This window comes from Mesorhizobium sp. LCM 4576 (assembly GCF_001854815.1).
In the GTDB taxonomy this organism is placed as follows: domain Bacteria; phylum Pseudomonadota; class Alphaproteobacteria; order Rhizobiales; family Rhizobiaceae; genus Mesorhizobium; species Mesorhizobium plurifarium.
Window position 1 is genome coordinate 338,881 of the sequence record NZ_MDDT01000024.1, and the last position, 26,665, is coordinate 365,545.

General features: G+C 65.3%; 22 protein-coding genes. 6 read left to right on the forward strand and 16 right to left on the reverse strand.

The features are described 5' to 3' along the window. The first annotated feature begins 19 nt into the window (after positions 1 to 19). A complete protein-coding gene (locus LCM4576_RS14660; protein WP_071032718.1) occupies positions 20 to 616 on the forward strand; it encodes an invasion associated locus B family protein in 597 nt (198 codons plus the stop codon). Between the two features lie 185 nt (positions 617 to 801). Here the strand turns inward: LCM4576_RS14660 and LCM4576_RS14665 are convergent, their stop codons facing one another. From LCM4576_RS14665 to LCM4576_RS14695, 6 genes are all read right to left on the reverse strand, one after another. Next, positions 802 to 1,494 (reverse strand): response regulator transcription factor, encoded by a 693-nt coding sequence (locus LCM4576_RS14665; protein ID WP_071032719.1) that lies wholly within the window; start codon positions 1,492 to 1,494, stop codon positions 802 to 804. Further along, positions 1,491 to 4,214: a sensor histidine kinase KdpD gene (locus LCM4576_RS14670; RefSeq protein WP_071033145.1), complete on the reverse strand. Its 2,724-nt coding sequence runs from the start codon at positions 4,212 to 4,214 to the stop codon at positions 1,491 to 1,493. Before LCM4576_RS14670 ends, LCM4576_RS14665 begins: the two co-directional genes overlap by 4 nt. Before the next feature lie 53 nt (positions 4,215 to 4,267). Continuing rightward, the gene (kdpC, locus tag LCM4576_RS14675; protein WP_071032720.1) at positions 4,268 to 4,831 is read right to left on the reverse strand and encodes a potassium-transporting ATPase subunit KdpC; all 564 of its coding nucleotides are present in this window, start codon (positions 4,829 to 4,831) and stop codon (positions 4,268 to 4,270) included. Positions 4,832 to 4,843: 12 nt separating this feature from the next. Beyond that, positions 4,844 to 6,937 (reverse strand): potassium-transporting ATPase subunit KdpB, encoded by a 2,094-nt coding sequence (gene kdpB / locus LCM4576_RS14680; protein ID WP_071032722.1) that lies wholly within the window; start codon positions 6,935 to 6,937, stop codon positions 4,844 to 4,846. A gap of 234 nt (positions 6,938 to 7,171) precedes the next feature. Further along, positions 7,172 to 8,875 (reverse strand): potassium-transporting ATPase subunit KdpA, encoded by a 1,704-nt coding sequence (kdpA, locus tag LCM4576_RS14690; protein ID WP_071032724.1) that lies wholly within the window; start codon positions 8,873 to 8,875, stop codon positions 7,172 to 7,174. A 22-nt stretch (positions 8,876 to 8,897) separates the two neighbouring features. After that, complete coding sequence (locus LCM4576_RS14695; protein ID WP_040990279.1) at positions 8,898 to 8,987, reverse strand: K(+)-transporting ATPase subunit F; 90 nt, start codon at positions 8,985 to 8,987, stop codon at positions 8,898 to 8,900. 434 nt (positions 8,988 to 9,421) lie between these two features. Between LCM4576_RS14695 and LCM4576_RS14700 the strand changes: the two genes are divergently transcribed. Further along, entirely contained in the window at positions 9,422 to 9,826 is a 405-nt protein-coding gene (locus tag LCM4576_RS14700) for a hypothetical protein (protein ID WP_071032726.1), read from the forward strand. A 104-nt stretch (positions 9,827 to 9,930) separates the two neighbouring features. Here LCM4576_RS14700 and LCM4576_RS14705 read toward each other — a convergent pair whose 3' ends face one another. From LCM4576_RS14705 to LCM4576_RS14725, 5 genes are all read right to left on the reverse strand, one after another. After that, complete coding sequence (locus LCM4576_RS14705) at positions 9,931 to 11,367, reverse strand: amidase (RefSeq protein ID WP_071032728.1); 1,437 nt, start codon at positions 11,365 to 11,367, stop codon at positions 9,931 to 9,933. A 197-nt stretch (positions 11,368 to 11,564) separates the two neighbouring features. Continuing rightward, positions 11,565 to 12,656, reverse strand: coding sequence for a Gfo/Idh/MocA family protein (locus LCM4576_RS14710; protein ID WP_071032729.1), 1,092 nt, complete (start codon positions 12,654 to 12,656; stop codon positions 11,565 to 11,567). 71 nt (positions 12,657 to 12,727) lie between these two features. Then, positions 12,728 to 13,900: an ABC transporter substrate-binding protein gene (locus tag LCM4576_RS14715; RefSeq protein WP_071032731.1), complete on the reverse strand. Its 1,173-nt coding sequence runs from the start codon at positions 13,898 to 13,900 to the stop codon at positions 12,728 to 12,730. Between the two features lie 61 nt (positions 13,901 to 13,961). After that, complete coding sequence (locus LCM4576_RS14720; protein ID WP_071032733.1) at positions 13,962 to 14,810, reverse strand: ABC transporter permease; 849 nt, start codon at positions 14,808 to 14,810, stop codon at positions 13,962 to 13,964. Further along, positions 14,807 to 15,634: an ABC transporter ATP-binding protein gene (locus tag LCM4576_RS14725; protein ID WP_071032735.1), complete on the reverse strand. Its 828-nt coding sequence runs from the start codon at positions 15,632 to 15,634 to the stop codon at positions 14,807 to 14,809. The genes LCM4576_RS14720 and LCM4576_RS14725 overlap by 4 nt, the downstream gene beginning before the upstream one ends. 275 nt (positions 15,635 to 15,909) lie before the next feature. On the opposite strand from LCM4576_RS14725, the gene LCM4576_RS14730 reads away from it, so the two are divergent. Both LCM4576_RS14730 and LCM4576_RS14735 read left to right on the forward strand, forming a co-directional pair. Further along, complete coding sequence (locus LCM4576_RS14730; protein ID WP_071032737.1) at positions 15,910 to 16,857, forward strand: MurR/RpiR family transcriptional regulator; 948 nt, start codon at positions 15,910 to 15,912, stop codon at positions 16,855 to 16,857. Positions 16,858 to 17,053: 196 nt separating this feature from the next. Further along, positions 17,054 to 18,844, forward strand: coding sequence for an NAD(P)/FAD-dependent oxidoreductase (locus tag LCM4576_RS14735; protein ID WP_071032739.1), 1,791 nt, complete (start codon positions 17,054 to 17,056; stop codon positions 18,842 to 18,844). A 156-nt stretch (positions 18,845 to 19,000) separates the two neighbouring features. Here the strand turns inward: LCM4576_RS14735 and LCM4576_RS14740 are convergent, their stop codons facing one another. Both LCM4576_RS14740 and LCM4576_RS14745 read right to left on the reverse strand, forming a co-directional pair. Then, positions 19,001 to 20,227, reverse strand: a complete 1,227-nt coding sequence (locus tag LCM4576_RS14740; protein ID WP_071032740.1) for an amidohydrolase/deacetylase family metallohydrolase — start codon at positions 20,225 to 20,227, stop codon at positions 19,001 to 19,003. A gap of 90 nt (positions 20,228 to 20,317) precedes the next feature. Then, a complete protein-coding gene (locus tag LCM4576_RS14745; RefSeq protein WP_071032741.1) occupies positions 20,318 to 20,683 on the reverse strand; it encodes a RidA family protein in 366 nt (121 codons plus the stop codon). A 187-nt stretch (positions 20,684 to 20,870) separates the two neighbouring features. Here LCM4576_RS14745 and LCM4576_RS14750 point away from each other — a divergent pair, with 187 nt between their 5' ends. Next, positions 20,871 to 21,356, forward strand: a complete 486-nt coding sequence (locus LCM4576_RS14750) for a hypothetical protein (protein WP_071032743.1) — start codon at positions 20,871 to 20,873, stop codon at positions 21,354 to 21,356. A 78-nt stretch (positions 21,357 to 21,434) separates the two neighbouring features. Here the strand turns inward: LCM4576_RS14750 and LCM4576_RS14755 are convergent, their stop codons facing one another. Then, positions 21,435 to 21,689, reverse strand: a complete 255-nt coding sequence (locus LCM4576_RS14755; protein WP_041004886.1) for a hypothetical protein — start codon at positions 21,687 to 21,689, stop codon at positions 21,435 to 21,437. Positions 21,690 to 21,943: 254 nt separating this feature from the next. Between LCM4576_RS14755 and LCM4576_RS14760 the strand changes: the two genes are divergently transcribed. Next, positions 21,944 to 23,437, forward strand: coding sequence for an ATP-binding protein (locus LCM4576_RS14760; protein ID WP_071032745.1), 1,494 nt, complete (start codon positions 21,944 to 21,946; stop codon positions 23,435 to 23,437). Here LCM4576_RS14760 and LCM4576_RS14765 read toward each other — a convergent pair whose 3' ends face one another. Together LCM4576_RS14765 and LCM4576_RS14770 are read right to left on the reverse strand one after the other, a co-directional pair. Then, positions 23,438 to 25,036, reverse strand: coding sequence for an ATP-binding cassette domain-containing protein (locus tag LCM4576_RS14765; RefSeq protein ID WP_071032747.1), 1,599 nt, complete (start codon positions 25,034 to 25,036; stop codon positions 23,438 to 23,440). Continuing rightward, positions 25,033 to 26,649 carry an ATP-binding cassette domain-containing protein gene (locus LCM4576_RS14770; protein WP_071032749.1) on the reverse strand — a complete coding sequence of 539 codons (1,617 nt, stop codon included), beginning with the start codon at positions 26,647 to 26,649 and terminating at the stop codon, positions 25,033 to 25,035. Before LCM4576_RS14770 ends, LCM4576_RS14765 begins: the two co-directional genes overlap by 4 nt. Between the last annotated feature and the right edge of the window lie 16 nt (positions 26,650 to 26,665).

A 26,665-nucleotide genomic window follows, 5' to 3' on the forward strand; every position in this document is an offset into this window, starting at 1 on the left:
ACGGCCAAGAAGGGATGTCATGAGGACCAAGTACGCGTCTATCGCGGCGATGCTGGCAGCCGCCTGCATTGCCGGTGTGCCGGCGGCCGGGTTTGCCGCGCAGAACAAGAGCGACAAGGCGGCGCCCGCGGCCAAGCCCGCCGACGCGACGGCCAAGCCGCAGCTGCCGGGCGGCGCCTCGGCGCTGTCGGAAACGCATGGCGACTGGACGGTCAACTGCCAGGTCACCGGCACTAACAAGGTCTGCAGCCTGTCGCATCAGCAGTTCAATAAGYAGAGCGGCCAGCGGCTGCTGGCGATCGAATTGACGACCAAAACCGGCCAGGACTCCGCCGGCACGCTGGCGCTGCCCTTCGGGCTTGCGCTCGCCAACGGCATCTCGCTCGAGATCGACGACAAGAAGCTGGACGGGACGCTGCAGTTCAACACATGCCAGGCGGTGGGTTGCCTTGTGCCGGTGACGTTCGACGCCGATACCACGCCGCTTCTGCAGAACGGCACCACGCTGAAGATCAACGCAATCGCCGCCGACACCATGCAGCCGATCTCCTTCACCATCTCGCTCAACGGTTTTGGAAGCGCGCTTGCGCGGACGGCGGATTTGTCGGCGGATTGATCGGTCTGCACTGCCAGGATACTGCCTTCGACAGAAGAGCGCTGCGGCGGGCAGAAATCTGAAACGCTGGCGGGACAGAGGGGGGTGTGAAGGAACGCGACGCCACAGCATCCTTCTGATCGTCTCACCAGGAGCTTCGCTCGCCCTGACCTTGGACAGGGGCTTCGATAGAGACTCCGTCGAACCTACTCAACCTCGCGCAAACGGTATCCCACGCCGGTCTCGGTGATGATGTAGCGCGGCTGGTCAGGCGTCTTCTCGATCTTCTGCCGCAGCTGGYGCACGTAGACCCTGAGATATTGCACGTCGGTCGAGTCGTTCCAGATCTGCTTCATCAGGAACTGGTGGGTGAGCACCTTGCCGGCATATTGCACGAGCATGCGCAGGATGTCGTATTCCTTGGGCGACAGTTTCACTTCCTTGCCCTCGACCTTGACGATCCGCTTCACCAGATCGACCGAGAGGTCGCCGGTATGGAACACAGGCTTCTCGCCCTGCTGCTGGAATTTGTGGCGCAGCGCCACGCGGATGCGGGCGACGAGCTCGTTCATGCCGAAGGGCTTGGTCACGTAGTCGTCGGCGCCGAGCTCGAGCGCCGCGACGATACCGGCCTCGTCGGTGCGGCTGGAGAGAACGACGACCGGAATGTCGAGCCCGTCGCCGCGCCATTTGCCAAGCAACTCGAGGCCGGTCATGCCGGGAAGGCCGAGATCGAGCAGGATCRGGTCCGGCCGTTCGGTCTGCATGAGTTCGAGCGCCGCCTTGGCGTTCGGCGCTTCGGAGACCGCATAGCCCTGGCTGCCCAAGCCGACGCGCAGCAATTTGCGGATCGGCGGCTCGTCGTCGACGATCAAAATGGAGACGGTCCGGTTTGTCATGCCGCATCATCCGTAAGCGGTGCGCCGAGCGCCGGCAACTCAGCCGGCACCGGCATGCGGATGGTGAAGATCGCGCCCGAACGGTCGGTGYGGTTGGCCGCCGCGACCGTGCCGCCCATCGCCTCGATGAAGCCGCGGCTGATCGACAGACCGAGACCGGTGCCGGCGCGCACCTGATCGCGTTTGCGCACGCGGTAGAAGGTATCGAATATCCGCTCCAGGTCATCGGGCGGGATACCCGGCCCCTCATCCATCACCTGCAGGATGACAGCGCCGCTGTCGACCCAGGCCTGCAGGCGGATGGCAGACCCGGGCAAGGCGTATTTGGCGGCATTGTCGAGCAGGTTGAACAGCGCCTGCTCGAACAGCACGGGATCGAGCTTGAGCATTGGCAGGTCGGCCGGGATGTCGGTCTCTATTCTGTGCTCGGCCGTGATCTTCTGCGCCCGGTTCAGCGCCGAGCCGACGACATCGCCGACATAATGGAGCGCCGAATTCGGTTCCATCGCGCCCGACTCGATCCTGGTCATGTCGAGCAGGTTGGCGATGAAGCGGTTCAGCCGCTCGGACTCGCTGACAACCGTCGACAGAAGCTCCGCGCGGTCCYTTTCCGGAAGCGCCGGCGCGAATTCCTTCAGCGTGCCGGCCGCGCCCATGATCGCGGCAAGCGGCGTCTTCAGATCATGCGAGATGGAGGTGAGCAGCGCCGAGCRCAGCCGGTCGGCTTCAGCCGCAAGCCTGGCACGGTCGACATCGGCGACGAGCTGTACGCGCTCGATGGCGACGGCAGCCTGATCGGCGAGGGCGTCGAGCAAACGCTGCTGCTCAGGCGTGAGCAGCGGACCCTGCTTGTCATTGTCGAGGCCGACGACGCCGATCGCGGTTCGTCCGGTGCGCAAGGGGAGATAGAGGCGTTTTGCGCCGGGCAAGGTGTCGGCGCCGCGGCCGGCGGCGCGGTTGTGCTCCCAGGCCCAGCGCGCGGCCGCGATATCGGCCTCAGCCAGGGTGTCGTCCGGCGGATAGCCGGCCTTGACGGTGATGGTGCCGTTTTCCGGCAAAAGCAGCACGACGCGGACCTTCAGCATCGAGGCGATCTGGAAGGCGGTGGCCCATAGAACATCGTCGAGCGTGCCCGCGCCGGCGAGCTTCTTGGAGAAGGAGTAGATGTCCTCGGTGGCGCGCGCCCGCGAGCGCGCGGCGACCGCCTGGCGCTGCACCCGCGCCGTCAGGTTGCTGGCGATGACGGCGACGACGAGGAAAACGGCAAAGGCAACGATGCTTTCCGGGTCCCTGATCGTCAGCGTGTAACGCGGTTCGAGGAAGAAGAAGTTGAAGGCAAGCGCGGAGAGGAAACAGGCATAGAGCGCCGGCCAGAGCCCGAATGTCACGGCCGATGTCAGCACCGCCAGAAGCAGGACGCTGGCGAGATTGCGGACGTCGAGGAACTGGTCGAGGATCGAGCTGACGGCCAGCGCGCCGGCGACATAGGCCGTCGAGAACAGATAGGGCCAGATCTGGAAAGGTTTCTGCTCGGGCGCCGCCTTCACCCGTGCCGGCGGAGCGTCGTCATCGCGCTCGGCGCCCGAGATGACGTGGACGCTGATGTCGCCGGCATTGCGGATCAGGTCATAGGTGAGCGAGCCCTCGATCAGCTCGCGCCAGCGCGAGCGGGTCGGCCGGCCGATGACGATATGGGTGAAGTTGTTCGCCGTCGCGTGGCGCACGATGTCCTGGGCGACGTTCTGACCGGGAATGGTGGCGATCTCGGCGCCGAGCTGCTCGGCGAGGCGCAGGTTCCTGGCCAGGCGGTCCTTGTCCTCCTCGGACAGGCCCGCGAGGCGCGGCGTGTCGACGTGCAGCGCCGTCCAGGGCGCGCGCAGCCGGTCGGCGAGCCTTCGCGCATAGCGGATGCGGGCCGCCCCGCCTGGCCGCGAGTCGACGCAGACGAGAACCCGCTCGCCGGCCGCCCACGGTCCCGGAATGGCGTGCGACTGCATGTGGTTGAGCAGCTGCTCGTCGACGCGCTGGGCCGTGCGGCGCAGGGCCAGCTCGCGCAGCGCCGTCAGATTGCCCGGCGAGAAATAGTTCTCGATAGCGCGCTGCGCGGTGTTGGGGAAATAGACCTTGCCGTCGTGCAGCCGCTTGATCAGGTCGTCGGKGGTGAGGTCGATGACCTCGATGTCGTCGGCCTCGTCGATGATGGAATCGGGAACCGTCTCACGCACTCTGACGCGGGTGATCTGGGCGACGACGTCGTTCAGGCTTTCCACATGCTGGATGTTGAGCGTGGTGTAGACGTCGATGCCTTGCGCAAGGATCTCCTGGACGTCGAGATAACGCTTGGGGTGCCGGCTGCCCGGCGCGTTGGTGTGGGCAAGCTCGTCGACCAGGACAAGCGCGGGGTGCCGCTTCAGGATGGCGTCGATGTCCATCTCGTCCAAGGTCTGGCCGCGATAGTCGACCAGGCGGCGCGGGATCACCTCATAGCCGTCGACCAGGGCCTGGGTTTCCTTACGGCCATGYGTCTCGACGACGCCGATCACGACATCGACGCCGTCGGCGCGGCGGGCGCGGCCCGCCATCAGCATCTCGTAGGTCTTGCCGACGCCGGGCGCTGCGCCGAGAAATATGCGCAGGCGGCCGCGACCCTCGCGCTCGGCATGCTCCAGCAGCGCGTCGGGAGAGGGGCGGTTCTCGGGGTCGGTCCTGTCGTCCGGCATCAGTCCAATCATGAATTGCGCCGGGGACCGTGTCGATCCCCGGCGCGGGCGGATTATTTCAGCTCGTCCAGCGCAAGGTTCAGCGCCAGCACATTGACCGCCGGTTCGCCGAGGACGCCAAGCTCGCGATCCTCGACATGGCTGTCGACGAGCGCCTTCACCTTGGCCTCGTCCACGCCGCGGGCCTTGGCGACATGCGGCACCTGGAAATAGGCGGCCTCGGGGCYGATGTCGGGATCGAGGCCGCTGCCGGAGGTGGTGACGAGGTTCATCGGCACCGGTGCGTTCGGGTTTTCGGCCTTCAGCTTCTCGGTATCGCCTTTGATGCGCTCGATGAGCTTGGGATTGGTCGGGCCGAGATTCGAGCCGCTGGAGGACGTCGCATTGTAGCCGTCGCCGGCGGCCGATGGCCGGCTGTGGAAATAGCGGTCGCCGGCGAAGGCCTGTCCGATCAGGCTGGAGCCGATCACCTTGCYGTCCCTGGTGATCAGGCTGCCATTGGCCTGGCTCGGGAACAGCGCCTGGGCGATGCCGGTCATGCCGATCGGATAGATGAGGCCGGTCAGCACCGTGAAGAAGACGATCATGACAAGAGCGGGTCTGAGTTGCTTGAACATAGGGGCAAATCCTTATGCGAGGCCRAGGGCCGTGACGATCAGGTCGATCGCCTTGATGCCGGCGAACGGCACGATGATGCCGCCGAGGCCGTAGATCAGCAGGTTGCGGGTGAGCAGCRAGCCGGCGCCGATGGCACGGTATTTCACGCCTTTCAGCGACAGCGGGATCAGCGCGATGATGATCAGYGCGTTGAAGATGATGGCCGACAGGATGGCGCTCTGCGGTGTCRCCAGGTGCATGATGTTGAGCGCCTGCAGCGGACCGGTGGACTGGCCGGGCGCGACGTAGAAGACCGCGAACATCGCCGGGATGATGGCGAAGTATTTGGCCACGTCGTTGGCGATCGAGAAGGTGGTCAGCGAGCCGCGCGTCATCAGCAGCGCCTTGCCGATCTCGACGATCTCGATCAGCTTGGTCGGGTCGCTGTCGAGGTCGACCATGTTGCCGGCCTCGCGCGCGGCGACCGTGCCGGTGTTCATGGCGACGCCGACATCGGCCTGGGCCAGCGCCGGCGCGTCGTTGGTGCCGTCGCCGCACATGGCGACCAGCTTGCCCTTGGCCTGCTCCTCGCGGATCAGCGACAGCTTGTTCTCGGGCGTCGCCTGGGCAAGGAAGTCGTCAACGCCGGCCTCGGCGGCGATCGCCGCTGCGGTGAGCGGGTTGTCGCCCGTGATCATCACGGTGCGGATGCCCATCTTGCGCAGCTCGGCGAAACGCTCAGCTATGCCGCCCTTGACGATATCCTTGAGGTGGACGACGCCGAGCAGGCGGCCGTCGCGCTCGACCGCCAGCGGCGTGCCGCCGGCCTTGGCGATCTCGTCGGCAACAGCCTGCAGGTCGCGGATGGCGTCGCCAGTGGGACGCGTGCCGTGAGCAGCGACGGTCGCCTGATTGACATGAGCGAGCACCGCATCGACCGCGCCCTTGCGCACCGAGGAGCCGTCGATGTCGACGCCGCTCATGCGGGTCTGCGCGGTGAAGGGCACGAAGGTGGCGTGCAGCGTTGCCATGTCGCGAGCGCGTATGCCGTATTTCTCCTTCGCCAGCACGACGATCGAGCGGCCTTCCGGCGTCTCGTCGGCCAGCGAGGCAAGCTGGGCGGCGTCGGCCAGTTCCTGCTCGGTGACGCCCTTGACCGGGCGGAACTCGGTCGCCTGGCGGTTGCCAAGCGTGATGGTGCCGGTCTTGTCGAGCAGCAGCGTGTCGACGTCGCCGGCGGCTTCGACGGCGCGGCCGGACATGGCGAGCACGTTGAAGCGCACCAGGCGGTCCATGCCAGCGATGCCGATGGCCGAGAGCAGCGCGCCGATCGTGGTCGGGATCAGCGTGACGAACAGGGCGACGAGGATCGTCACCGGGATATAGCCGCCCGAATAGGAGGCGAAGCTCGGAATGGTTGCGGTAGCCAGCACGAAGATCAGCGTCATGCCRACCAGCAGGATGTTGAGCGCGATCTCGTTCGGCGTCTTCTGGCGCTCCGCACCCTCGACCAGCGAGATCATGCGGTCGAGGAAGGTCTGGCCGGACGCGGCGGAGATGCGCACGCGGATCCAGTCGGACAGAACTTGGGTGCCGCCAGTGACGGCCGAACGGTCGCCGCCGGATTCGCGGATGACGGGCGCGGATTCGCCRGTGATCGCCGCCTCGTTGACCGAGGCGACGCCTTCGATCACCTCGCCGTCGGACGGGATGATGTCGCCGGCCTCGACCAGCACGACATCGCCGACCTTCAGGCTGGTGCCCGGCACCAGTTTGAATTTGGTGCGGTCGCCGTTGTTGAGCAGCTTGGCCTGAGTCTCGGTGCGCGCCTTGCGCAGCGAGTCGGCCTGCGCCTTGCCGCGGCCCTCGGCCACGGCCTCGGCGAAATTGGCGAACAGCACGGTGAACCACAGCCAGATGATGATCTGCAGCGTGAAGCCGAGATCGCCGCCGCCGGTGACCAGGTCGCGGACGAAAAGCACGGTTGTGAGCAGCGAGACGACCGCGACGACGAACATCACCGGGTTCTTGACCAGCGTGCGCGGGTCAAGCTTGCGGAAGGCGCCGCCGATGGCGGGCACCAGGATGCGCGCATCCATGATAACAGCGGATTTGGACTGGCTCATTTTTGGGTTCCAGTATCGGTTATGTTGGACGGCGCYGGGTGTTCGGTCTTCGGGAACAGGTGCGGAAGGCCGGTGGCCARCARCCACAGCACGAACAGTACGGCCGCCATGCCGAGGAAGGTTGAAAGGGTCGGGAAAGGACGAGGCTTCTCGTCCTTCCCGTTGTCGGGCGCTCCGTCACCGGTCTGGTGAGGGTCGTTGCGACGTATGTCGTTGAAGCGGGGCATGGTCATCTCAGAAGGTCTGTCCATGGATCATCGCCAGATGCTCGACGATCGGACCGACGGCGAGCGACGGGAAGAAGGTGAGGCCGCCGACGWTGATTATGACGCCGACCAGCAGCCCGACGAACAGCATGCCGTCGGTCGGGAAGGTGCCGGCCGAAGCGGGGACGGTCTTCTTGGCGGCCAACGAGCCGGCGATGGCCAAAGCCGGGATGATGACCAGGAAGCGGCCCATCAGCATGCCGATGCCCAGCGTTATGTTGTACCAGGGCGTGTTGCCCGAGAGGCCGCCGAAGGCCGAGCCGTTGTTCGCGGCCGCCGAGGTATAGGCGTAAAGCACCTCGGCGAAGCCGTGCGGGCCGCCATTGGCCATCGAAGCCACGGCGCTCGGCAGGACCACGGCGATGGCCGTGAAGATCAGCATCGCCAGCGGCAGGCAGAGGATGGCGAGCATCGCCATCTTGACCTCCTTGGCCTCGATCTTCTTGCCGAGATATTCCGGCGTGCGGCCGACCATCAAACCGGCGACGAAGACGGCGACGACGACGAACATCAGGATGCCATAGAAACCGGCGCCGACGCCGCCGACTATGACCTCGCCGAGCTGCATGTTGATGAGGGGAATCATGCCGCCGAGCGCGGTGAAGCTGTCGTGCATGGCGTTGACGGCGCCGCAGGAGGCGGCCGTGGTGATGACGGCGAACAGCGCCGACGCAGCGATGCCGAAGCGCGTCTCCTTGCCTTCCATGTTGCCGCCGTCGATGCCGAGCGCATGGACCAGCGGGTTGCCGGCGGCCTCGGCCCAGTAGCAGACGGTGACGCCGACGAGAAACAGCACGCCCATAGAGGCCAGGATCGCCCAGCCCTTGCGCTCACTGCCGACCATGCGGCCGAAGACGTTGGTGAGCGCGGCGCCGATCGCGAAGATCGACAGCATCTGGATCAGGTTGGAGATTGCGTTCGGGTTCTCGAACGGATGCGCCGAGTTGGCGTTGAAGAAGCCGCCGCCATTGGTGCCGAGCATCTTGATGGCGAGCTGCGAGGCAACCGGGCCAAGCGCGATGGTCTGCTTGGCGCCTTCCAGCGTGGTGGCGTCGGCATAAGGACCAAGGGTCTGCGGGACGCCCAGCCAGACATAGGCGAGCGTCAACAAGATGCATATCGGCAGGAGCACGTAGAGCATGCAGCGGGTGAGATCGACCCAGAAATTGCCGATCGATTTGCCGGAAGCGCGGGCAAAGCCGCGGATGAGCGCAATGGCGATGGCAACGCCGGTGGCGGCCGAAACGAAGTTCTGGACGGTAAGGCCGGCCATCTGCACGAGATAGGACATCGTGCTTTCGCCGCCGTAATTCTGCCAGTTGGTGTTGGTGACGAAGCTGACCGCCGTGTTGAAGGCCAGGCCAGGCTCGACCGCGGTCATGCCGGCGGGGTTGTAGGGCAGGGCGCCCTGCAGCCGCTGCAGCGCGTAAAGGACGAGGAAACCGGCGAGATTGAAGAGCAGCATGCCGGTCGCGTAGACCGCCCAGTGCTGTTCTTCCTTTTCGCTCGTTCCGGCGAGACGATAGAGCCCGCGCTCGATCGGGACGAGCACCGGCGACAGCAAGGTGCGGTCGCCGCTGAAGACGCGGTACATATAGAAGCCGAGCGGCTTCACGAGCAAAGCCAAGATCCCGCAATAGACGAGGATCTGTATCCAGCCGTTGATTGTCATGATGTGACCTTCCGTGCGTCGATCAGAAGCGCTCTGGGCGGATGAGGGCGTAGGTGAGATAGGCGAGCAGGAACAAGGTCACCGCGCCGCCGAGGATATAATCGAGAAGCATGATCCGGCCCTCCGCTCAGATGATGTCGCAGGCTTTGACGTAAGCTAAGGACAGGGYGAAGAACAAAATCCCGATCCCGAGAACTATGAGGTCCATTGCAGGTATTCCTTGTTTCCACTTTGTGTTTGCGGGCCCGCTGTGGCGAGCTCGAAACTGCACGCGGGGCGCGCGTCACCTTGGTGGCGACGGCGATCAAAGCGTTTTCGAAGGAAATATGGACCCGATCGCCATAAAGGTTCGAGACGGGGCGGATGGGAAAGATATAGGAATTTTATAGGAGTTTTGGCCTGACTATTCGGTCGTTGAACGCGTTTGCCAAGGTGAGCTATCCGCAGTTGCTCTTTCCCTTAGGCGACGACTCACCTAAATATTATCCCCGCAATTATCCACAGTTTGTCCTTGTTGTGCTGCGACCGGATAGTCGGAGATGGCATATGGCATCTTGGAGTGAGATTGAGCGTATCCGCAAAGACACCGCCGCTGCGCGATCTATTGCAAGATTATTGTTTGCATCCGAGCGTGAAGCACTGACCGAATGGGAGACGGGGTTCGTCGAAAGCATAATTGGCTATGTTGACGACGAGCTGACTACTCGACAGGTCGAGAAACTGCTCGAGGTGAGAGACAGCCTAGTCCTGGTGGCTGAGTACCGTGGTTTTAGCATCAGCCGCTTGCTGCGAAATTGCTATGAAGCGCGATTGGATCTGAGTGAAGATGACGAAGATTGGATCACTGAGCTTTACGCGAATGGGCACCACTCGATCCGACGTGGACAGGTTGGCAGGCTTATGCGTTGTGCCAGACAGCTCGGCTTGATCGACGAAAGCTCAGCTGCTTAGGAAGCGTGCGTTACGGCCAAATGCCACAGGTTAGTGCTGCCCCTCATTGCCCTGCCGGGCAAGGCCCGTTTATTGGTGCGCTGATCCCGATCGAGCTGCTCTGTTTACAGCGTCGGCCGCCGATCCTTCCACGGCACGGCGTCTTCCAGCTGCGATGATAGCGCCAGCACCGTCGCCTCGTCGCCGTAGCGGCCGACGAGCTGCACGCCGATCGGCACGCCGCCGGCCGACTGCCCGAGCGGCAGCGAGATCGCCGGCAGGCCGGAGATGTTGAACGGGAAGTTGAAGACCGCGTCGCCCCATTTGGCGTTGTAGCGGTCGAGATCAGTTTCCGACATGTCGTAATAGCCGAGCGGGCGCGGCAGCTGCGTCAGCGTCGGGGTGATGAAGATGTCGTAGGCGTTGAGGTCGCCGACAATGTCGCGGCCGATCAACCTCAGTTGCTCTACATCGGAGATATGCTTGATGCCGCTGGTCGCGCGACCGCGCTGGATGATCGCCCAGGTCAGCGGTTCGACATCGTTCGTGGTTACGGGGCGGCCGACCAGCGTCTCCAGGAAATCGAAAGTCGCCGCCGTCTGCACGCAGGTCATATCGGTGTAGGTCCTCCATACCGCGTCGGCATCGAGCGGCATGTCATGCTCCTCGATGGCGTGGCCGAGGCGTTCGAGAGCGGCGACCGTGGAGAGCACGGTCGCCTTGACTTCGGGATCGATCGCCGTGCCGTTCGGTGGYGTGATGGTGAAGCCGATGCGCAGTTTCTTCGGCGCACGCGCGGAAAGGTTCAGCCAACTGTCGGTGGGAACCGGCGGCGTGTAGGCGTCGCCGGGCAGGGCGCCGGCCACCGCGTCGAGATAGGCGGCGGTGTCGCGCACGGTGCGCGAGCAGCAGAGGAAATAGGCGCCGCCATACCAATAGTCGCCGAAGGGGGCGAGGCTGACGCGGCCGCGCGACGGTTTCAGACCGACGATGCCGCAGCAGGATGCCGGCACGCGGATCGAGCCGGCGCCGTCGCTCGCTTCGGCGATCGGCACCATGCGCGACGCGATCGCGGCCGCGGCGCCGCCGCTCGAGCCGCCCGGCGTGATGCCTTGCTTCCACGGGTTCTTCGTCGTGCCGTAAAGCTTTGGCTCGGTTGTGATAGACCAGCCATTCTCGGGCGCGTTGGATTTGCCGACGAGCACCAGGCCGGCGGCCTTTATGCGGCGTACCACCTCGCTGTCGGAATCGGCGACGAAGTCCTTGAGGTAGCGGCAGGAGTTGGTGTTGGGCGCGCCCTTCCAGGACGAGGCGAGCTCCTTGAGCAGATAGGGCACGCCGGCGAAGGGCGCGTTCTTGTCCACCGTCGCCGCCTGGGTGCGCGCCATGTCGTAGAGACGATGGACGACAGCGTTGAGTTCCGGGTTCAGGCGCTCGATCACGGTGATCGCCGCCTCGACCAGCTCGGCCGGAGAAACCTCGCCGCGCTTCACCAGATCGGCCAGACCCAGTGCATCGGAATTGGTGTAGGTTTCGAGCAGGCTCTCCGAAATCGCGGCCATGTGTTCCTCCCGTTAGGTTCTCGCTGAAGGCTGAGWGTGGCTCCCCCCTCACCCAGCCTCCGCTTCGCTCGGCTGACCTCTCCCCGGCGGGGAGAGGAGATTGTCAGCGCCGGCGCTTCCCTCTTCTCCCTGCTGGGGAGAAGGTGGCCGCGCAGAGGCCGGATGAGGGGGCGTGGCGTGACCGTGGCTGTGAGTCTTCACGCCAACTCGACGGTGCGTTTTTCCGCGATGCTCTGCTCGGCGGCCAGCACGATGCGCAGGCTGTTGACCGCGGCATCCATCTGCTCGGTCAAGTCGAGGTCCTCGCGGATGGCGCGCAGGAAGAAGGCCTGCTCGCGGTCGCAGAGTTCCTGGTGCCCKGGCTCGTCCTCCATGCTGACGATCTCGTCCGGCTTGGCAAAATTCTTGTCGCCGTCGACCTGCGCATAGTGGATCTTCAGCGCGTCGGTCTTGGTGTGGCGGTCGATGTCGGCGGAGTCGGACACCTCCTCGGCGTCCTTGGCGCTGCTTGCCCCCTGGCCGGCAACGATCGAGACCGCGCCCTTCGGGCCAACCACGTCCTTCACGAAATAGGCGGTCTCGCTCATCATCGGGCCCCAGCCTGCTTCGTACCAGCCGACCGAGCCGTCATCGAAGGTGACGTGCAAATGGCCGTAATTCTGCTTGTCGGCCTCGGCCCAGAGTTTTGCGCCGATGCCATGCACGCGCACCGGCTTGGCGCCGGTCAGCTGGCACATGACGTCGACATAATGGACGCCGCAGTCGACGATCGGGATCAGCGAGTCGATCAGGTTCTTGTGCCAGTGCCAGGCGGTGCCGCTGCTCTGCTGGTTGAGGTTGAGGCGCATCACCAGCGGCTTGCCGAGCGTCTTGCCGACCTCGATGAATTTGATCCAGGACGGGTGCACCCGCAGGATATAGCCCAGCACCAGCTTGCGGTTCCTGGCGCGCGCCGCGGCCACCACCTTCTCGGCGTCCGCGATGTTGGTAGCCAGTGGCTTCTCCATGAACACATGGCAGTTGGCGGCGATCGCCTTCAGCGCATATTCGGCATGCGTGTTCGGCCAGCTGTTGATTGAGACCGCGTCCGGCTTGGTCTCCTTCAGGGCCAGGTCGAAATCCTCGTAGAGCGGGTAGCCTGCGAGTTCTTTCGGGATCTTCTTGTTGCTCTTGATGTTGCGGCTCATGATGCCGACGATCTCGAAGCCGTCGGAGCGGTGGTAGGCGCTGGCATGGGAGGCGCCCATGTTGCCCAGACCAACCACCAGGATTCTTACTTTGCCGGCCATGTCAGCCTCCTCGATGCTTTGAACGATATTCGGGCGGCGCCATGCGCCGCCCGTTGGTCGATCGGTCCGTCTTATTTGACGGCGGAATCGAACAGGTGCGCCTTGATCTTGTCGACGTCGAGCGCGGCGAAGCCTTCCGACAGTTTCACGCCGTCGGCGTCAGCCTTGACCTTGGCTTTGTCGAAATCGTTGGCGGCCGGGATCAGGTCGTTGGTGCAGACATCTTCCGCCTTCACCGGCGCGGTGATCTGGCCAATTTTCAGGATCTCGTCGAAGAAGCCCTGCCAGCTCGCCATGTCGTGCGAGCCCCAGCCGCCGCGCTTGTCCATGTCGCCGCGGAAGACGTTGATCTGCTGCAGGATCGACGTCGTGCCGAGCTCGGGGCCGAGGTTCTTGGCCAGGGTCGGGAACTGCTCGAACACCGCTTCGACCGCGGCGCGCGGGTTCTGATAGCCGAATTCGAGGCCCATCGCCCAGCCGCGCAGATATTTTTCCAGGAAGGCCTTCTTGTCGGCGTCCTCGAGGTCGGCGGCGCGCACGACGAAAGTATTGGCGGGCAGCTTGGAATTCTGCACGCCCAGCCAGTACTCGAAGTCGAGGCCCTTGGCGATCCATTCGGCGCGCAGGCCCTCCCAGGAGAGCGCCGCATCACCCTGGCCACCGGCAAGCGCGGTACCCCAGGTCGGCCAGCCGGCCTCGACATATTTCACCTTCTTGATGTCGACACCCTGGGCTGCCAGCAGCGGATCGACGATCGCCTGCCAGGCGGCGGAGCCGAGCAGGATAGTCTTGCCTTCGAGGTCCTTGAGGTTCTTGGTGCCCTGGCCCTTGCGGAAGGCGATGCTGAAGGTGTCGCGCGCGCCCATGTGGAAGACGGACTTCAGCTTCATGCCGTTCTGGATGGCGAAGGAGAAGACACCGGGCGAGGGGAAGCCCATGTCGGCCTGGCCGACATCGACGAACTTCACCGTCGCGGTGCCGTCCGACGGGCCGGGCTGCATGTCGGTGGCGAGGTCGCCGAAATAGCCCGCCTTCTTGGCCGACCAGTAGGGATAGTCGTCCAGCACTTCGAGCGTGCCGCGCGGCGAGATCCAGGTGAATTTCTCATAGCCCGCCGCCCTGGCCTTAAGGCCGGACGCGCCGAGCGCGGTGGCGGTCACGACGCCCGCCGCCGTCACCTGCAGGAAGTAGCGGCGGCTGATGCCCGCTCTTGTCGCTGTGTCGAATGAGCTTTCGTTGGTCATGGCATTCCCCTTTGTTGATTGCTTGCCTTCGCCCGCCTCCCGGGCGACCCCGTCTTTTCGCTTATGTCTCCCAGCTCGCCCATTTCTTGCCGATCAGGAAGAACAGCACGTAGATCAGGATGCCGAGCGTCGACAGGATCAGCACCACCGCGAAGAATTGCGGCATCTGGATCATCGACGAATAGGAGGTCAGCCGGTTGCCGAGGCCGAAGCCGCCGCCGACCATCTCGGCGCCGACGGCGGTGAGCAGCCCGAAGATCGCGCCGATCATCAGGCCGACCAGGATCATCGGCAGCGCCATCGGCGCGCGGATCTTCCAGAAGATCTGCAGCGTGCTCGCGCCATAGGAGCGGGCCAAGGCGATCTTGGCGCTGTCGACGCGGCGGAAGCCGGTCGCGGCGTTGATCATCACCATCGGACCGGCTGCCAGGGCCACGGCGATGATGCGCGGCGTGTAGCCGAAGCCGARACGCAGGATGAGCAGTGGCACCAGCGCCAGCATCGGCGTGGTGACGAGGATCAGGATGTAGGGCGCGACGATCTTTTCGGCGAAGGGAAACTGGGTAATCACCGCGRCCATCACCAGGCCGACGACGGCGCCGATGGCGAAGCCCGAGACAAGCTCGACCAGCGTGTAGCCGAGATGCGGCGCGATCAGCGGAAACTCGTCGAAGAGAGCGTAAACGATCGAGCTCGGCGGCGGCATGATGTATTGCGGCACATGGAAGACGCGCAACGCCAGCTCGATGCCGCCGATGATCACAACCGCAACGGCGAGGATAGCCGCCACTTCGGCTCCGGACTTGATACCGGGGCCGCTGGCGAAGGCCGAAAGATTGGTCAGGCTGACATCCTGGCCGTCGCCCGACTTCGACTTGGAGAATTCCGGAATGGCGTCGCCTCCGCTCACGGCCTGATCCTCACGATTTCGGCTGATGGCCGTTCCGGCGTCTTTGGCCGGACGCGCTCGCCGACGATGTCCATCTTGATCTTGTTGGTGAGATCGAAGACTTCCTTCGTCGCCATGATCTCCAGCGAACGCGGCCGCTGGAACGGCACGTCGTAGATCTTGGCGACGCGGCCGGGCCGTGTCGYCAGCACCACCACGCGGTCGGAGAGGAAGATCGCTTCCTCGATGCTGTGGGTGATGAAGACGATGGTGGTCTTGGTGTCGAGCCAGATCTCCTCGACGAGGCGGTTCATCTCCTCGCGGGTAAAGCTGTCGAGCGCGCCGAAGGGCTCGTCCATCAGGAGGACCGAAGGCTTCAGCGCCAGCGCGCGCACGATCGCGGCGCGCTGCTGCATGCCGCCGGAAAGCTCGCGCGGGAACTTGCCGCCGAAGCCGTCGAGCCCGACGCGGTTCAACAGATGCGCGATCCAGGCGCGGTCGGGCTTCTCGCCCTTGATCTCGAAGGGGAAGTTGATGTTGGCGTCGAGATTGCGCCACGGAAGCAGGTTCGCTTCCTGGAAGACGATGCCGATTTCGGGGCGCGGTCCGGTGATCTCCTTGCCGTCGAGCAGGATGGAGCCGCCTGTCAGCCGATGCAGGCCCGACATCGACCACAACAGCGTGGTCTTGCCGCAGCCGGAGGGACCGACGATCGAAACGATCTCGTTGGATTGCACATCGAGGCTGCAGCGATCCAGCGCCAGCAGATCGCCGGAGCCCGTCTGATAGACCTTCGTTGCTGCCTGCACGCCGAGCTTCGGCGTTCTTCCGCTTGCCGTACTCATGCTCCCCCTCGGAGACTGCGCGATGGGTTGCCGGAGGCCCCATCTGTCCGCAAAATCAGTCTGTAACTATCCTACTTTACTGTCAAGCGGCGACGGATGGCGGAAGCAATCAGCTTCCATCAGATTTTATCTAAATATTTGATTTTTACCGCCTTTATGATCCCTTGCGATGTGTGTTACTTTCCTACATACTCGCTTCGGTTGATTGCCTATGGCCAGCAGGCGGATAATCGCGAAGATGACAGGTCCCGAAGCGGGCTGGGGAGGACTGGCCAATGACCGAAGCTGACAGCCAGGTGTTGCGAACGACCGACGAAGACGGCGGCCGGCACGACCATGTCAGGCGCATTCCCGATATCATCTCGCAGGTGAAGGACAGCTATGCGGAGCTGCGGCCGGCCGAGCGCCGCGTCGCCGATGTCGTGCTCGACGACGTCAAATATGCGGTCGATGCTTCCAATGCCGCGCTTGCGCAGCGCGCCGGAGTCAGCGAGCCGACGGTGACCCGTTTCTGCCGCGCCATCGGCTGCGACGGCGTGCGCGACTTCAAGCTGAAGCTGGCGCAGAGCCTTGTCGTCGGCGCGCTTTATCTCGCCACCAAGCCGCAACCCACGAACAGCGACAGCGGCATGCCGTTCTGGAACGCCGTCTTCGGCGAGGCGCGGCGCGCGCTGCAGGAAGCGGAGCGACAGATCGATCCGGGACAGTTGCAGAGGGCGGCGGAGCTGATCGCCACGGCGCGGCAGGTGACGGTGTTCGGCCTCGGCGGCAGTTCGTCGGCGCTGGCGCAGGAAACGCAATACCGCCTGTTCCGCTACGGCATCACCATCAGCGCGCAATGCGATCCCTATTTGATGCGCATGACCGCCTCGACGTTGAAGCCGGGCGATCTGGTCATCGCGATCTCGGCCACCGGCCGCACGCGCGAGGTGATCGAAGCGGTGGAACTCGCCAAGCATTACCGCGCCAACGCGATCTGCGTGACGGCGCCGGACACCGAACTGACGCGGGTCTGCGACGTGCGGCTGACGGTTGCCGTGCCCGAATATCCCGACACGCTGAAGCCGACCGCGTCACGCTACGCATTCCTGACGGCCATCGATCTTCTGGCGGTGGCGACCGCCTACAGGATCGACGGTCCGGCGCGCGAGACGGTGCGCCGCATCAAATACAACGCCCAGATCCATCGGACAGGTAAGGAGATGGAGCCGCTGGGAGATTAGCGACTGTTCCTTCTCCCCTTGTGGGAGAAGGTGGATCGGCGCGATAGCGCCGAGACGGATGAGGGGTGTTCCAGCAGAGTGAGACGCTGGCTTTCCCTGGAGCACCCCTCATCCGTCGCCTTCGGCGACACCTTCTCCCACAAGGGGAGAAGGGGAAGGCGGCGCCGGCTTTCGAACTGAAAAAGGACCGAAGAGAATGCTCGACATCGCACCATCGCAACAGGCGGCTACCTGGCTCGGCGCCTTCGGTCGGGCGCTCGAGGCCGGCGATATCGAGGCGGCGACCGGCCTTTTCGTGGAGGATTGCTACTGGCGCGATCTTTTGACCTTCACATGGAACATCAAGACCATGGAGGGGCAGGCCGCGATCCGCGAGATGCTGCAGACCACACTCCATCTGGCGCGGCCGTCGCATTGGCATCTGTCCGGAGAGCCAAGCGTCGAGGACGGCACCGTCGAGGCCTGGTTCACGTTCGAGAYGACGGTGGCGCGCGGCGAGGGCATCCTGCGGCTCAAGGACGGCCGCTGCCGCACGCTGTTCACGGCGATGAGYGAGCTCAAGGGTTTCGAGGAGCAGAAGGGTCCGGCGCGRCCGCTCGGCATCCGCCCCAAGGCCGACCCGAAGCGCGAGACCTGGGCGGAAGCGCGGGCGCGCGAGGCGCGCGATCTGGGTGTGCATGAACAGCCCTATTGCCTGGTGATCGGCGGYGGGCAGGGCGGCATCATGCTCGGCGCCCGCCTGCGGCAGCTCGGCGTGCCCACCCTTGTCATCGAGAAGAACGCGCGCGCCGGTGATTCCTGGCGCAACCGCTATCGCTCGCTCGTGCTGCACGATCCGGTCTGGTACGACCATCTGCCCTATATTCCATTCCCGGAAAACTGGCCGGTCTTCACGCCCAAGGACAAGATGGGCGACTGGCTGGAAATGTATGCCCGCGTGATGGAGCTGAACTATTGGGTCGCCACCAGATGCATCAGCGCCGCCTATGACGAGGCCGAAAAGGTCTGGACCGTCGTGGTCGATCGCGTCGRCCAGCGCATCACGCTGARGCCGAAGCACATCGTCTTCGCCACCGGCGCTTACGGGCCGCCGCGACAGATCGAATTGCCGGGCGCCGACAGCTTCAAAGGCGAGCTCCTGCATTCCAGCCAGTATTCCACGGGCGAGAAATTCCGCGGCAAGCRCGTCGCCGTTATTGGCGCGGCAAGCTCGGGCCACGATGTCAGCGTCGACCTCTGGGAAGCGGGCGCCAAGGTCACCATGATCCAGCGCTCGCCGACCACAGTGGTGAAATCCAACACGCTGATGGATGTCGGCTTCGAGATCTTCTCGGAAAAGGCGCTGGCGCGCGGCATCACCACCGACAAGGCCGACATGATCGTCGCCTCGACGCCGTTCGCGCTGGTGCCGAAGGGCCAGCGAGCGCTCTACGACGTGATCAGGGCGCGCGACGCGGATTTCTACAAGCGTCTCAGCGACAGCGGCTTCGCCATCGACTTCGGCGAGGACGAAACCGGACTGTTGATGAAGGCCTATCGCACCGGCTCGGGCTATTACATCGACGTCGGCRCCTGCGAGCTGATCCTGAACGGCGAGATCGCGGTGAAAAGCGGCGTCGGCATCAAGTCGCTGACGCCGGACGGTATCCTGTTCGAGGACGRCAGCGAGCTCGCCGTCGACGCCATCGTCTGYTGCACCGGCTACCAGTCGATGAACGAGACGGTGGCAGGGATCGTCTCGCGTGAGGTCGCCGACAAGGTCGGCCCGTGCTGGGGCCTCGGCTCCGGCGTGAAGGGCGATCCCGGTCCGTGGCAGGGCGAGCTGCGCAACATGTGGAAGCCGACGGCGCAGGAAGCGCTGTGGTTCCACGGCGGCAATCTGGCCTTATCGCGGTTCTATTCGAAGTATGTGGCGCTGCAGCTCAAGGCGCGGATGGAGGGGATTGCGACGCCGGTTTACGGCGAGCCGAGCAATGCGCGGCGGTGAAGCTGCGATCTCCCCCCCTGAGGGGGAGATGGCCGGCAGGCCAGAGGGGGTCGGTCCGACTGGGCTCGGTCTCTTTGCTGCGTCTGAAAGTTGGCGCTCCACGCGAGGCGACCCCCTCTGTCGCCTTCGGCGACATCTCCCCCTCGAGGGGGGAGATCACCCCCGCCCAAAATGTCTGGCCGCCATATCCACATGCGTATGGTGCGCATGCGCTTCGAAACGCTCCGTCTCATTGTGGTCGGGCGCTTCGTTCGGCCACCATTTGCCGCCGATGACGATGCCGTTGGAGACCAGGCGCTGGTCCGCGACCAATGATGCACCGACCGCGTCGACGAAGGTGAAACGGCCCTGCTGAAGCCTGAGCACCGCGACATCGCCGATGCCGCCGACCTTCAGCGCACCGAGCTCGGGCCGGGCAATCGCTTCAGCGGGGTTCACCGTCGCCGCGCGCAGCACCTCGACCAGCGGCATGCCGAGCGYCATGAGCTTCGACATGCAGACCAGCATGTCGAAGGCCGGGCCGTCGACGCAGTAGAGATGCACGTCGCTCGAGATGACGTCTGGCGCGAGACCCTCGGCGAGCATCGCCTTCGCCACATCGAAGTCGAAGGAGCCCATGCCGTGGCCGATGTCGAAGATGACGCCGCGTTCGCGCGCCAGGCGCATGTCGGGCCGCACCGCGCCGGAGGCGAAGACCGGCGCGTTGGGGAACGGCCGGAAGCAGTGTGTGAGGATGTCGCCGCGCCGTAGCCTGGGCAGCACCTCCGAGCGGCCGGGCGGCGGCTCATCGATATGCGCCATCAGCGGCAGGCCGGCCTTGTCGGCAGCTTCGAGCGCGAGGTCGACCGGCGCGATGCCGCTCGTGCCGCCGGCATGCTTGCCGGAGCGGACTTTGACGCCGACGACGACATCGGCGTGCTCGCGCACCGCGGCCACCGTCTCGCGCGGCTCGCAAAGCCTGAGATCGCTGCATTCGCCGACGGACACGGTCTTGGCGAAGCCGAATATGCCGGCGAAGGAAATGTTGACATAAGCCAGGATGCGGACCTTCGAGCGCTCGATGACATGGCGGCGGAAGCCCAGGAAATTGCCGGCCCCGGCGCTGCCGGCGTCGATGAAGGTGGTGGTGCCGCTCTTGGCGGCGAGCCGGTCGGCATCGACGCCGAGCGAGGTGCCGCCCCAATAGACGTGGCTGTGCAGATCGATAAGGCCGGGCGTGACGATGCAGTCCCTGGCATCGACCACTTCGCCCGCCGCTCCGGCATCGATGGCGACGTCGATCGCGGCGACGCGGCCACCGGCGATGGCGACGTCGCGCTGCGCGTCCAGGCCCGATGCGGGATCGATGACACGCCCGCCCTTGATCAGGAAATCGAACTGCATCGATGCCCTCCCTTTGTTTCGCGCAATTCCGGACGGAAAACCGCTAAGCACTTTTCCTGGAATTRCTCCAAGCGATCAGACCCGGGGCGATCAGACCGGCCGGTAGGCGACGGCCTCGATCTCGATCTTGATGTCGATCATCAGGCGGGACTCGACCGTGGTCCGCGCCGGCGGATCCTTCGGGAAATGCTTCGCATAGACGGTGTTGAACGTGCCGAAATCGCGGGCGTCCTCCAGCCAGACGGTGGTCTTCACCACATCGTCCATGGTGCAGCCGGCCAGCGCCAGCGCCGCCTTGACGTTCTGCAGCACCTGCTCGGTCTGCTCGGCGATGCCRCCCTTCACCACCAGCCCGTCGCTGCCCACCGGCACCTGGCCGGAGACATAGACGAAATCRCCGGCGCGCACGGCGGGCGAGAGCGGAACATGCGATTTTCCAAAACATTGCTTGGGCAAGTGAGCCTCCTCTTGGCGAATGAACGGGACCGGTCATATAGCCGTCTACCCTTGTCGGCACGATCCTCCTAGAGCCAATGTCGGAAAGCAACATTTTTTCGAAATCTATGTTGCTTTATTACAGAAGCCTGAGCATCTTGCGCCCGATGCCGCTTGCGATCAGGCGCGAAAAGAGGGGAGATCCAGCATGACCTTCGACAAGAACCCGTTTCCGGAAGGCGATGCCGACCGTCACGCGCTGTGGGAAATGCTGGTGCGGCGCGACATCGATGCCTTCCTCGGACAGGACTGGTCGATGGTCGAGGACGATTTCATCGCCGAGAGCTTCTTCGGCATGCATGCGCATTTCCTCAGCAACGCCGATGCCTGGCGGCTGCAGTTCCCAAGGCTCGAAATCTATCGCGACGAATGGCTGCGGCAGGCCAAGGAAACCGCGGCGACGAAATTCGCCGAGCCGCTGCGCGAGGCGCTGTTCCGTGTCACCAACATGCGCGACATCGACGTCGACGGCGATCGCGCGGTGCTGCACAAGAAGTTCGACGGCTCGGTCGCCAAGGCCGATGGCGGCGTCGACCGGCTGAAGTGGCAGACCTTGTACTTCTGCCGCAAGGTCGACGGGCGCTGGAAGATCGCCGGCTTTGTCGGCTWTATGCCGCACCCACTGGGAAGCTAGGCTTATGGGGCGGCGACTGCGTTGGCAAACCCGCTCCTTGCTCCGCCCGGTGGATGAAGGCTTCGGCCGACGGGCTCGCTATGACAGTCGCGGCAAYCGCTCGTCGGGCGAGCGATGGTCGAAGACGACGCCCATGGTCTTACCAACGGCGGCCATGACGATCAGCTCGACCAGATGATCGTCGCTGTCCTCGCAGGCGGGGTCCGATTGGCGGATGGCGTCGATCATCGCGCGGGTCGAGATCGTGTCGCCGGCGCGAAATTTCGAAAGGGCGGACGAAACAACATCTTGCACCGTCGGATCCACGTCGGGCAGTTCTGAAGCGACGTTCATCAGCCTCCTCCCGCCGTGAACCCTCTTTGGAAAGATGATACGCCAATGGTGGAATTGCGCCAGCGAAATGGTGGTCCGACCAGTGCGATTGCCGACAGTCTACCGCCGCTCGCGAGCTAATGCTCGCCTATTGAGACGAGCTAACGCTCGCCCATAGGTGTGGAACATTGCGTTACCGGGCGCCGGCCGTGCTCGACGCGCGGCGCTCCGGTTGGTAAGCCCGTCGCGCGCAGGGAGACGATCCGAATCGAAATATGACCGTTGCAATCGAGATGGGGCAGACCAYGGCAGGCGCGCCGGCGGCCCTCGACCTTGAGGAATTGCTGGCGACCCGCCTGCTGGTGCAGGGCAATTCGGGCTCCGGCAAGTCGCATCTGCTGCGTCGGCTGCTCGAACAGAGCGCGCCTTGGGTGCAGCAGACGATCATCGATCCCGAAGGCGACTTCGTGTCGCTGGGCGAACGCTTTGGCCATCTGGTGATCGACGCGGAGGAGCATACCGAGCGCGGCCTGCAGGCGGCCGGCGAGCGGGCGCGCATCCATCGCGTCTCGACAGTGCTCAACCTCGAAGGGCTCGACGCCGAGAACCAGATGCGGCGCGCCGCGGCTTTTCTCGGCGGGCTGTTCGAGGTCGCGCGCGACCATTGGTACCCGATGCTCGTCGTGGTCGACGAGGCGCAGCTCTTCGCGCCGGCCGCCGCCGGCGAGGTTTCGGATGAGGCACGCAAGCTTTCGCTGGGCGCCATGACCAATCTGATGTGCCGCGGCCGCAAGCGCGGCCTTGCCGGCATCATCGCCACGCAGCGGCTGGCGAAGCTTGCCAAGAACGTCGCGGCGGAAGCCTCCAACTTCCTGATGGGCCGCACCTTCCTCGATATCGACATGGCGCGCGCGGCCGACCTGCTCGGCATGGAGCGGCGGCAGGCCGAAGCATTTCGCGACCTGGAGCGCGGGCATTTCATGGCGCTTGGGCCTGCCTTGTCGCGCCGTCCGCTCAGTGTGCGCATCGGCCAGACCGAAACCAGCCCGCGCAACGGCACGCCGCGGCTGATGCCGCTGCCAGAAGCCGCGCTCGAGGATGCGCGCTCCATCATTCTTGCTGCGCCGCCGCCGGAGACGGTCAGGCCGCAGCGCCGGCCTTCGCCCGACCTGCTCGACCAACTGATGGCGGCCAAGGCCGCGCCGCTGGACATCCGCCCCGAGCCGGCGGAGCCGCAGCCCAGCGCCGAGGACCTCGCCGAGCGGCGCGAGCGGATGGACCGCATCCTGCGCGCCATCCTGGCCGAGCCGGATGCGGGCTTCCGCGTCATCGGCGTGCTCTACCAGGAGTTCGTGGTCCGCTGCCGCATCGAGGGCCTGGCTTCGGTCGTGCCCGACCTCGCGGAATTCCGCCGCATGCTGACGCGGGCCCGCGCCGGCGTCGGCTCCGACATGGCCGAGGACGATGCGTGGCGGGACGTTTCCGTGCGCGCCTCGCTGCTCCCGGAGGACATGCAAGGCGTGTTCATGATGATCGCCCGCGCCGCGAAGGAGGGCTGGCCATGCCCTAGTGATGCTGCCATCGCCCGCGCGTATGGCTCGCATTCGCTGCGCCGTGCACGGCGATTGCTCGACTATATCGAGGAGCAGGGGCTCATCGTCTGCCAGGTCGACGGCGCCGGACGGCGCACCGTGACGCTGGTCGAGCTCGCCTGGGCGACGGCRCCGGGCGATCCCAATGCCGCGGAGCAGGACAGCTCGGCGGCGTGATTACGGTTRCAGCTCGACGGTGCGGAGATCGCGAAGCGGCGGCGCGCGATGGATCGAGACGACGACGATCTGGTCATCGAGGTGGGCGAGCAGCCGCTCAAGAATGCGCTGGCCCTGCTCGTCATCGAGATGCTCGGTCGGCTCGTCGAGCAGCATCAGCGGGCGGGACGACAGCCAGGCGCGCGCGAGATTGATGCGCTGCACCTCGCCGAGCGAGAACCTGTCCTGCCTGATCCAGGCATCCAGCCCGCCGGCCTCGCGGATGCGGCTGTCCATCTCGACGGCTTCCAGCGCCCGCCAGAGTGCTGCGTCCGGGACATCGCCGGCGAAGAGGCTGGCGCGGACGGTGTCCTCGAGGATGACCGCGTCGTGCAGGACGAGCGCCGCGAGCGCCCGCCGCTCAGCTGCCGACAGGATGYGGTCGCCTGCGGCAAAACCATCCTCGCCGATCCAGCCGGCGATCTGCTTGAGCAGACTGGTCTTGCCCGAGCCGCTTGCCCCGGCAAGCATCGTCGGCCGGCCCTTTTCAAGGTGCAACGCGAGCAGCGCTCCAATGGGCCTCCCGTCGGGCGCGCGACGCTGCAGCCCGCCATGGAGCAGCATGCGCGGCTCGAACGGCCGGGGCGTGGGCACATGCCTGTCGCGCGAAGCGCCTCGCGCCCATTGATCGACCTCCGCCCGCGCCGCATTGCGGCGCAGCACGGCCACGAGCATGCGCGATGCGCCGTTCACCGCTTCGCCCAGCGCCAGCCAGGAGAAGGCAAGCAGCATGGGCAGGAGGAGTTCCGAGCCTAGCCGTCCCGCATGCCAGGCGGCGGCCATGACGCCGATGCCGGCGACCGGGCCGAAGGCCGCGCCTATCATATCCAGCCGGGCCTGGAGCCGACGGAGCGCAAGCAATTCGCCGTCGGCGCCGGAGAGCGCCGCAAGCGCTTCGGCGCATTCGTGGCTCCAGGCGCGCTCGGCCTTGAGCGGGACGGACGACGCCATGGCCGCGCCAAGCCGGCTTGCGCCTCCGCGACGCAGCGATCTGGTCCGCCCCAACGCCAGGGCGCCGGCCTTGGCTACCCGGTTCCCCATGAACAGGATGGCAAGTAGCAAAAGGCCGATCGGCAGGAGGGACAAGGGCGCCAGCGCCGCTGAGCCCACGATGAGGACCGCTAGGCCGCAGGCGAGCGTCAGCGCCGGCAATCCGGCGCGCAGCCTGGCATAGTCGAGGTCCTCGACGTCGTCGAGATAGTCGGCAAGGCGCGCGTCGTCGCCGAATTGCCAGCCCGCCCGGCGAACCGCCGGCGCCGCCGCCATGGCAGCGAAGAGCCCGACGCGACGCGATACCTGGTCGGCAAGCGCCGCCTTGTGGCCGGTCAAGCGCTCGCCATAGCGGGCCGCGGTGCGACCGATCGCGAACAGCCTGATGAACGCCGCCGGGATATGGAAGTTGAAGGTAAGGGCGGCGGCGGAAAGGCCGGCGATCGCCACCGATCCCAGCAGCCAGGCGGAAACGCCGCCCAGCAATGTGGCGCAGGCCAGCGCGGCGAAGGCGAAGCCCGTCGCCAGCCGCCACGACTTCCGGCTCGATGGCTGAAACGCAGCGCTCATGCCGCCACCTCGACCGTGTCGCCCTGAGCGAGATCGACGATGGTGTCGGCGGCCGCGGAAAGGTCCCGGTCATGTGTCGCCACAACGACCAGCCGCGTCGTTGAGATTTCGACCAGCATGCGCCGCACGGCCTCGGCCGTGTCGCGGTCGAGCTTTGCAGTCGGTTCGTCGGCCAGCACGGCTCGTCCGCAAAGCAGCGCACGGGCAACCGCGATGCGCAGCCGCTGGCCCCCCGAAAGGTTGGCGCCGCCCTTGTCCAGCCTGACATCGAGGCCGCCTGGCAACAGGGCGTCGTCGAGCAGCCCGATCGCGCTTGCGACGTCCTCCAGCCGGTTCCGGTCTACCGCACCGGCGTTCCACGAAATGGCTTCGGCCAGCGATCCTTCGGGCACATACGCGTCCGTCGAAACCCAGGCGATTTCTCCAGTGGCCAGGGGATGGGTTTCCGGCGCCGGCATTGCGCCCGATTCGAGCCCGGCGAGACGGCGCAGCAAGGTCGATTTGCCTGATCCGCTGGGGCCGACGATAGCGATCAGGCCATGCGCCGGCAGAGTCAGGCGCAATCGGTCGAGCGCCGGCAAGGTCTTCGCCGCGACGGGCTCGGCGTCGAGCAGCCGGTCCAGCGCGGCGGCTGCAGCCTGTCCTTCCGCCTTGGCGTGGTATTGCTCCGAAAAGCGCCGGAAGGGCGCGAAATATTCGGGTGYGATCATCAGGATGAACAGGCTTTGCCAGAGCTCGAGACCGGAGAAGCCCGGGATCGTCGCAAGCTTCAGATGGCCGAGGCCAAGGAAGACCGCGAGGAGCGCAATCGAGAGCGAGGCGAAGAAGTCGATGATACCGGCATTGGCGAAGGCGATGCGCAGCACGCTCATCGTCTTGTCCGCATAGGCTTCGAGGCGCCGGGCAAGCTTTGCCTCCTCGCCGGCCATCGCATGGTTGGCGAGGATCGTGGGCAAGGTGCGGATGCGGTCGGCGAACTGGCCGGCCAGCCGGCCGAAGGCGCGTTCCTGGGCATCGGCGCGGCGGCGGATGGCATTGCCTATCAATGCGAAGAACAGGACCATCACCGGCGTCAGGCAGATGATCAGCAGGGCCGCCTGCCAGGAGACGAAGCAAAGCACCAGGGCCGAGAGCAATGGGCCGGCGGCCATCATGGCCGTGGCGGCACGATGGCCGACCTGCAGCGCGGCGATCGATTCCGGATGGCGCTGCATCGAAACGACCAAGCTGCCTATCGAGAGCGATTGCAGCTGGCGCGCCGGCATTTCGCTCAGTCGCTCGCCCGCCAGCGTCCGCAGCCGCGTCGACACGGCGTTTTCCGCGGACGCCTGCACGCTGTYGGCGGCGAATCCGGCGAAGCAGGCGGCGGCCAGAAGCGCCAATGCCGCGGCGATCAGCCACGGATCGACCGCTGCGTCCATCACGAGCCGGCCGGCGGCCATCGCCGCCGTGGCGGCGAAGCCAAGCCGCAGAGCCGCGCGGATTGCCTGCAATGCGAGAAGACCGTGGAATCCGTGCCTTGCCAGCCGCCCGGCGGTGGAGAGCGTCTCGAATGCGGCAGCCGCCGAGACGCCAGGATCAGAGGGCGATGCGGGAACGGCGGCTATTTTCATGCACTCCTTTTGTCAC

Excerpts from the sequence above, each read along its gene's own strand:
- LCM4576_RS14700 (WP_071032726.1), top strand. The coding sequence starts at position 9,422 with ATGGCATCTTGGAGTGAGATTGAGCGTATCCGCAAAGACACCGCCGCT.
- LCM4576_RS14695 (WP_040990279.1), bottom strand. The coding sequence starts at position 8,987 with ATGCTTCTCGATTATATCCTCGGCGGCGCGGTGACCTTGTTCCTGCTC.
- LCM4576_RS14715 (WP_071032731.1), bottom strand. The coding sequence starts at position 13,900 with ATGACCAACGAAAGCTCATTCGACACAGCGACAAGAGCGGGCATCAGC.
- LCM4576_RS14730 (WP_071032737.1), top strand. The coding sequence starts at position 15,910 with ATGACCGAAGCTGACAGCCAGGTGTTGCGAACGACCGACGAAGACGGC.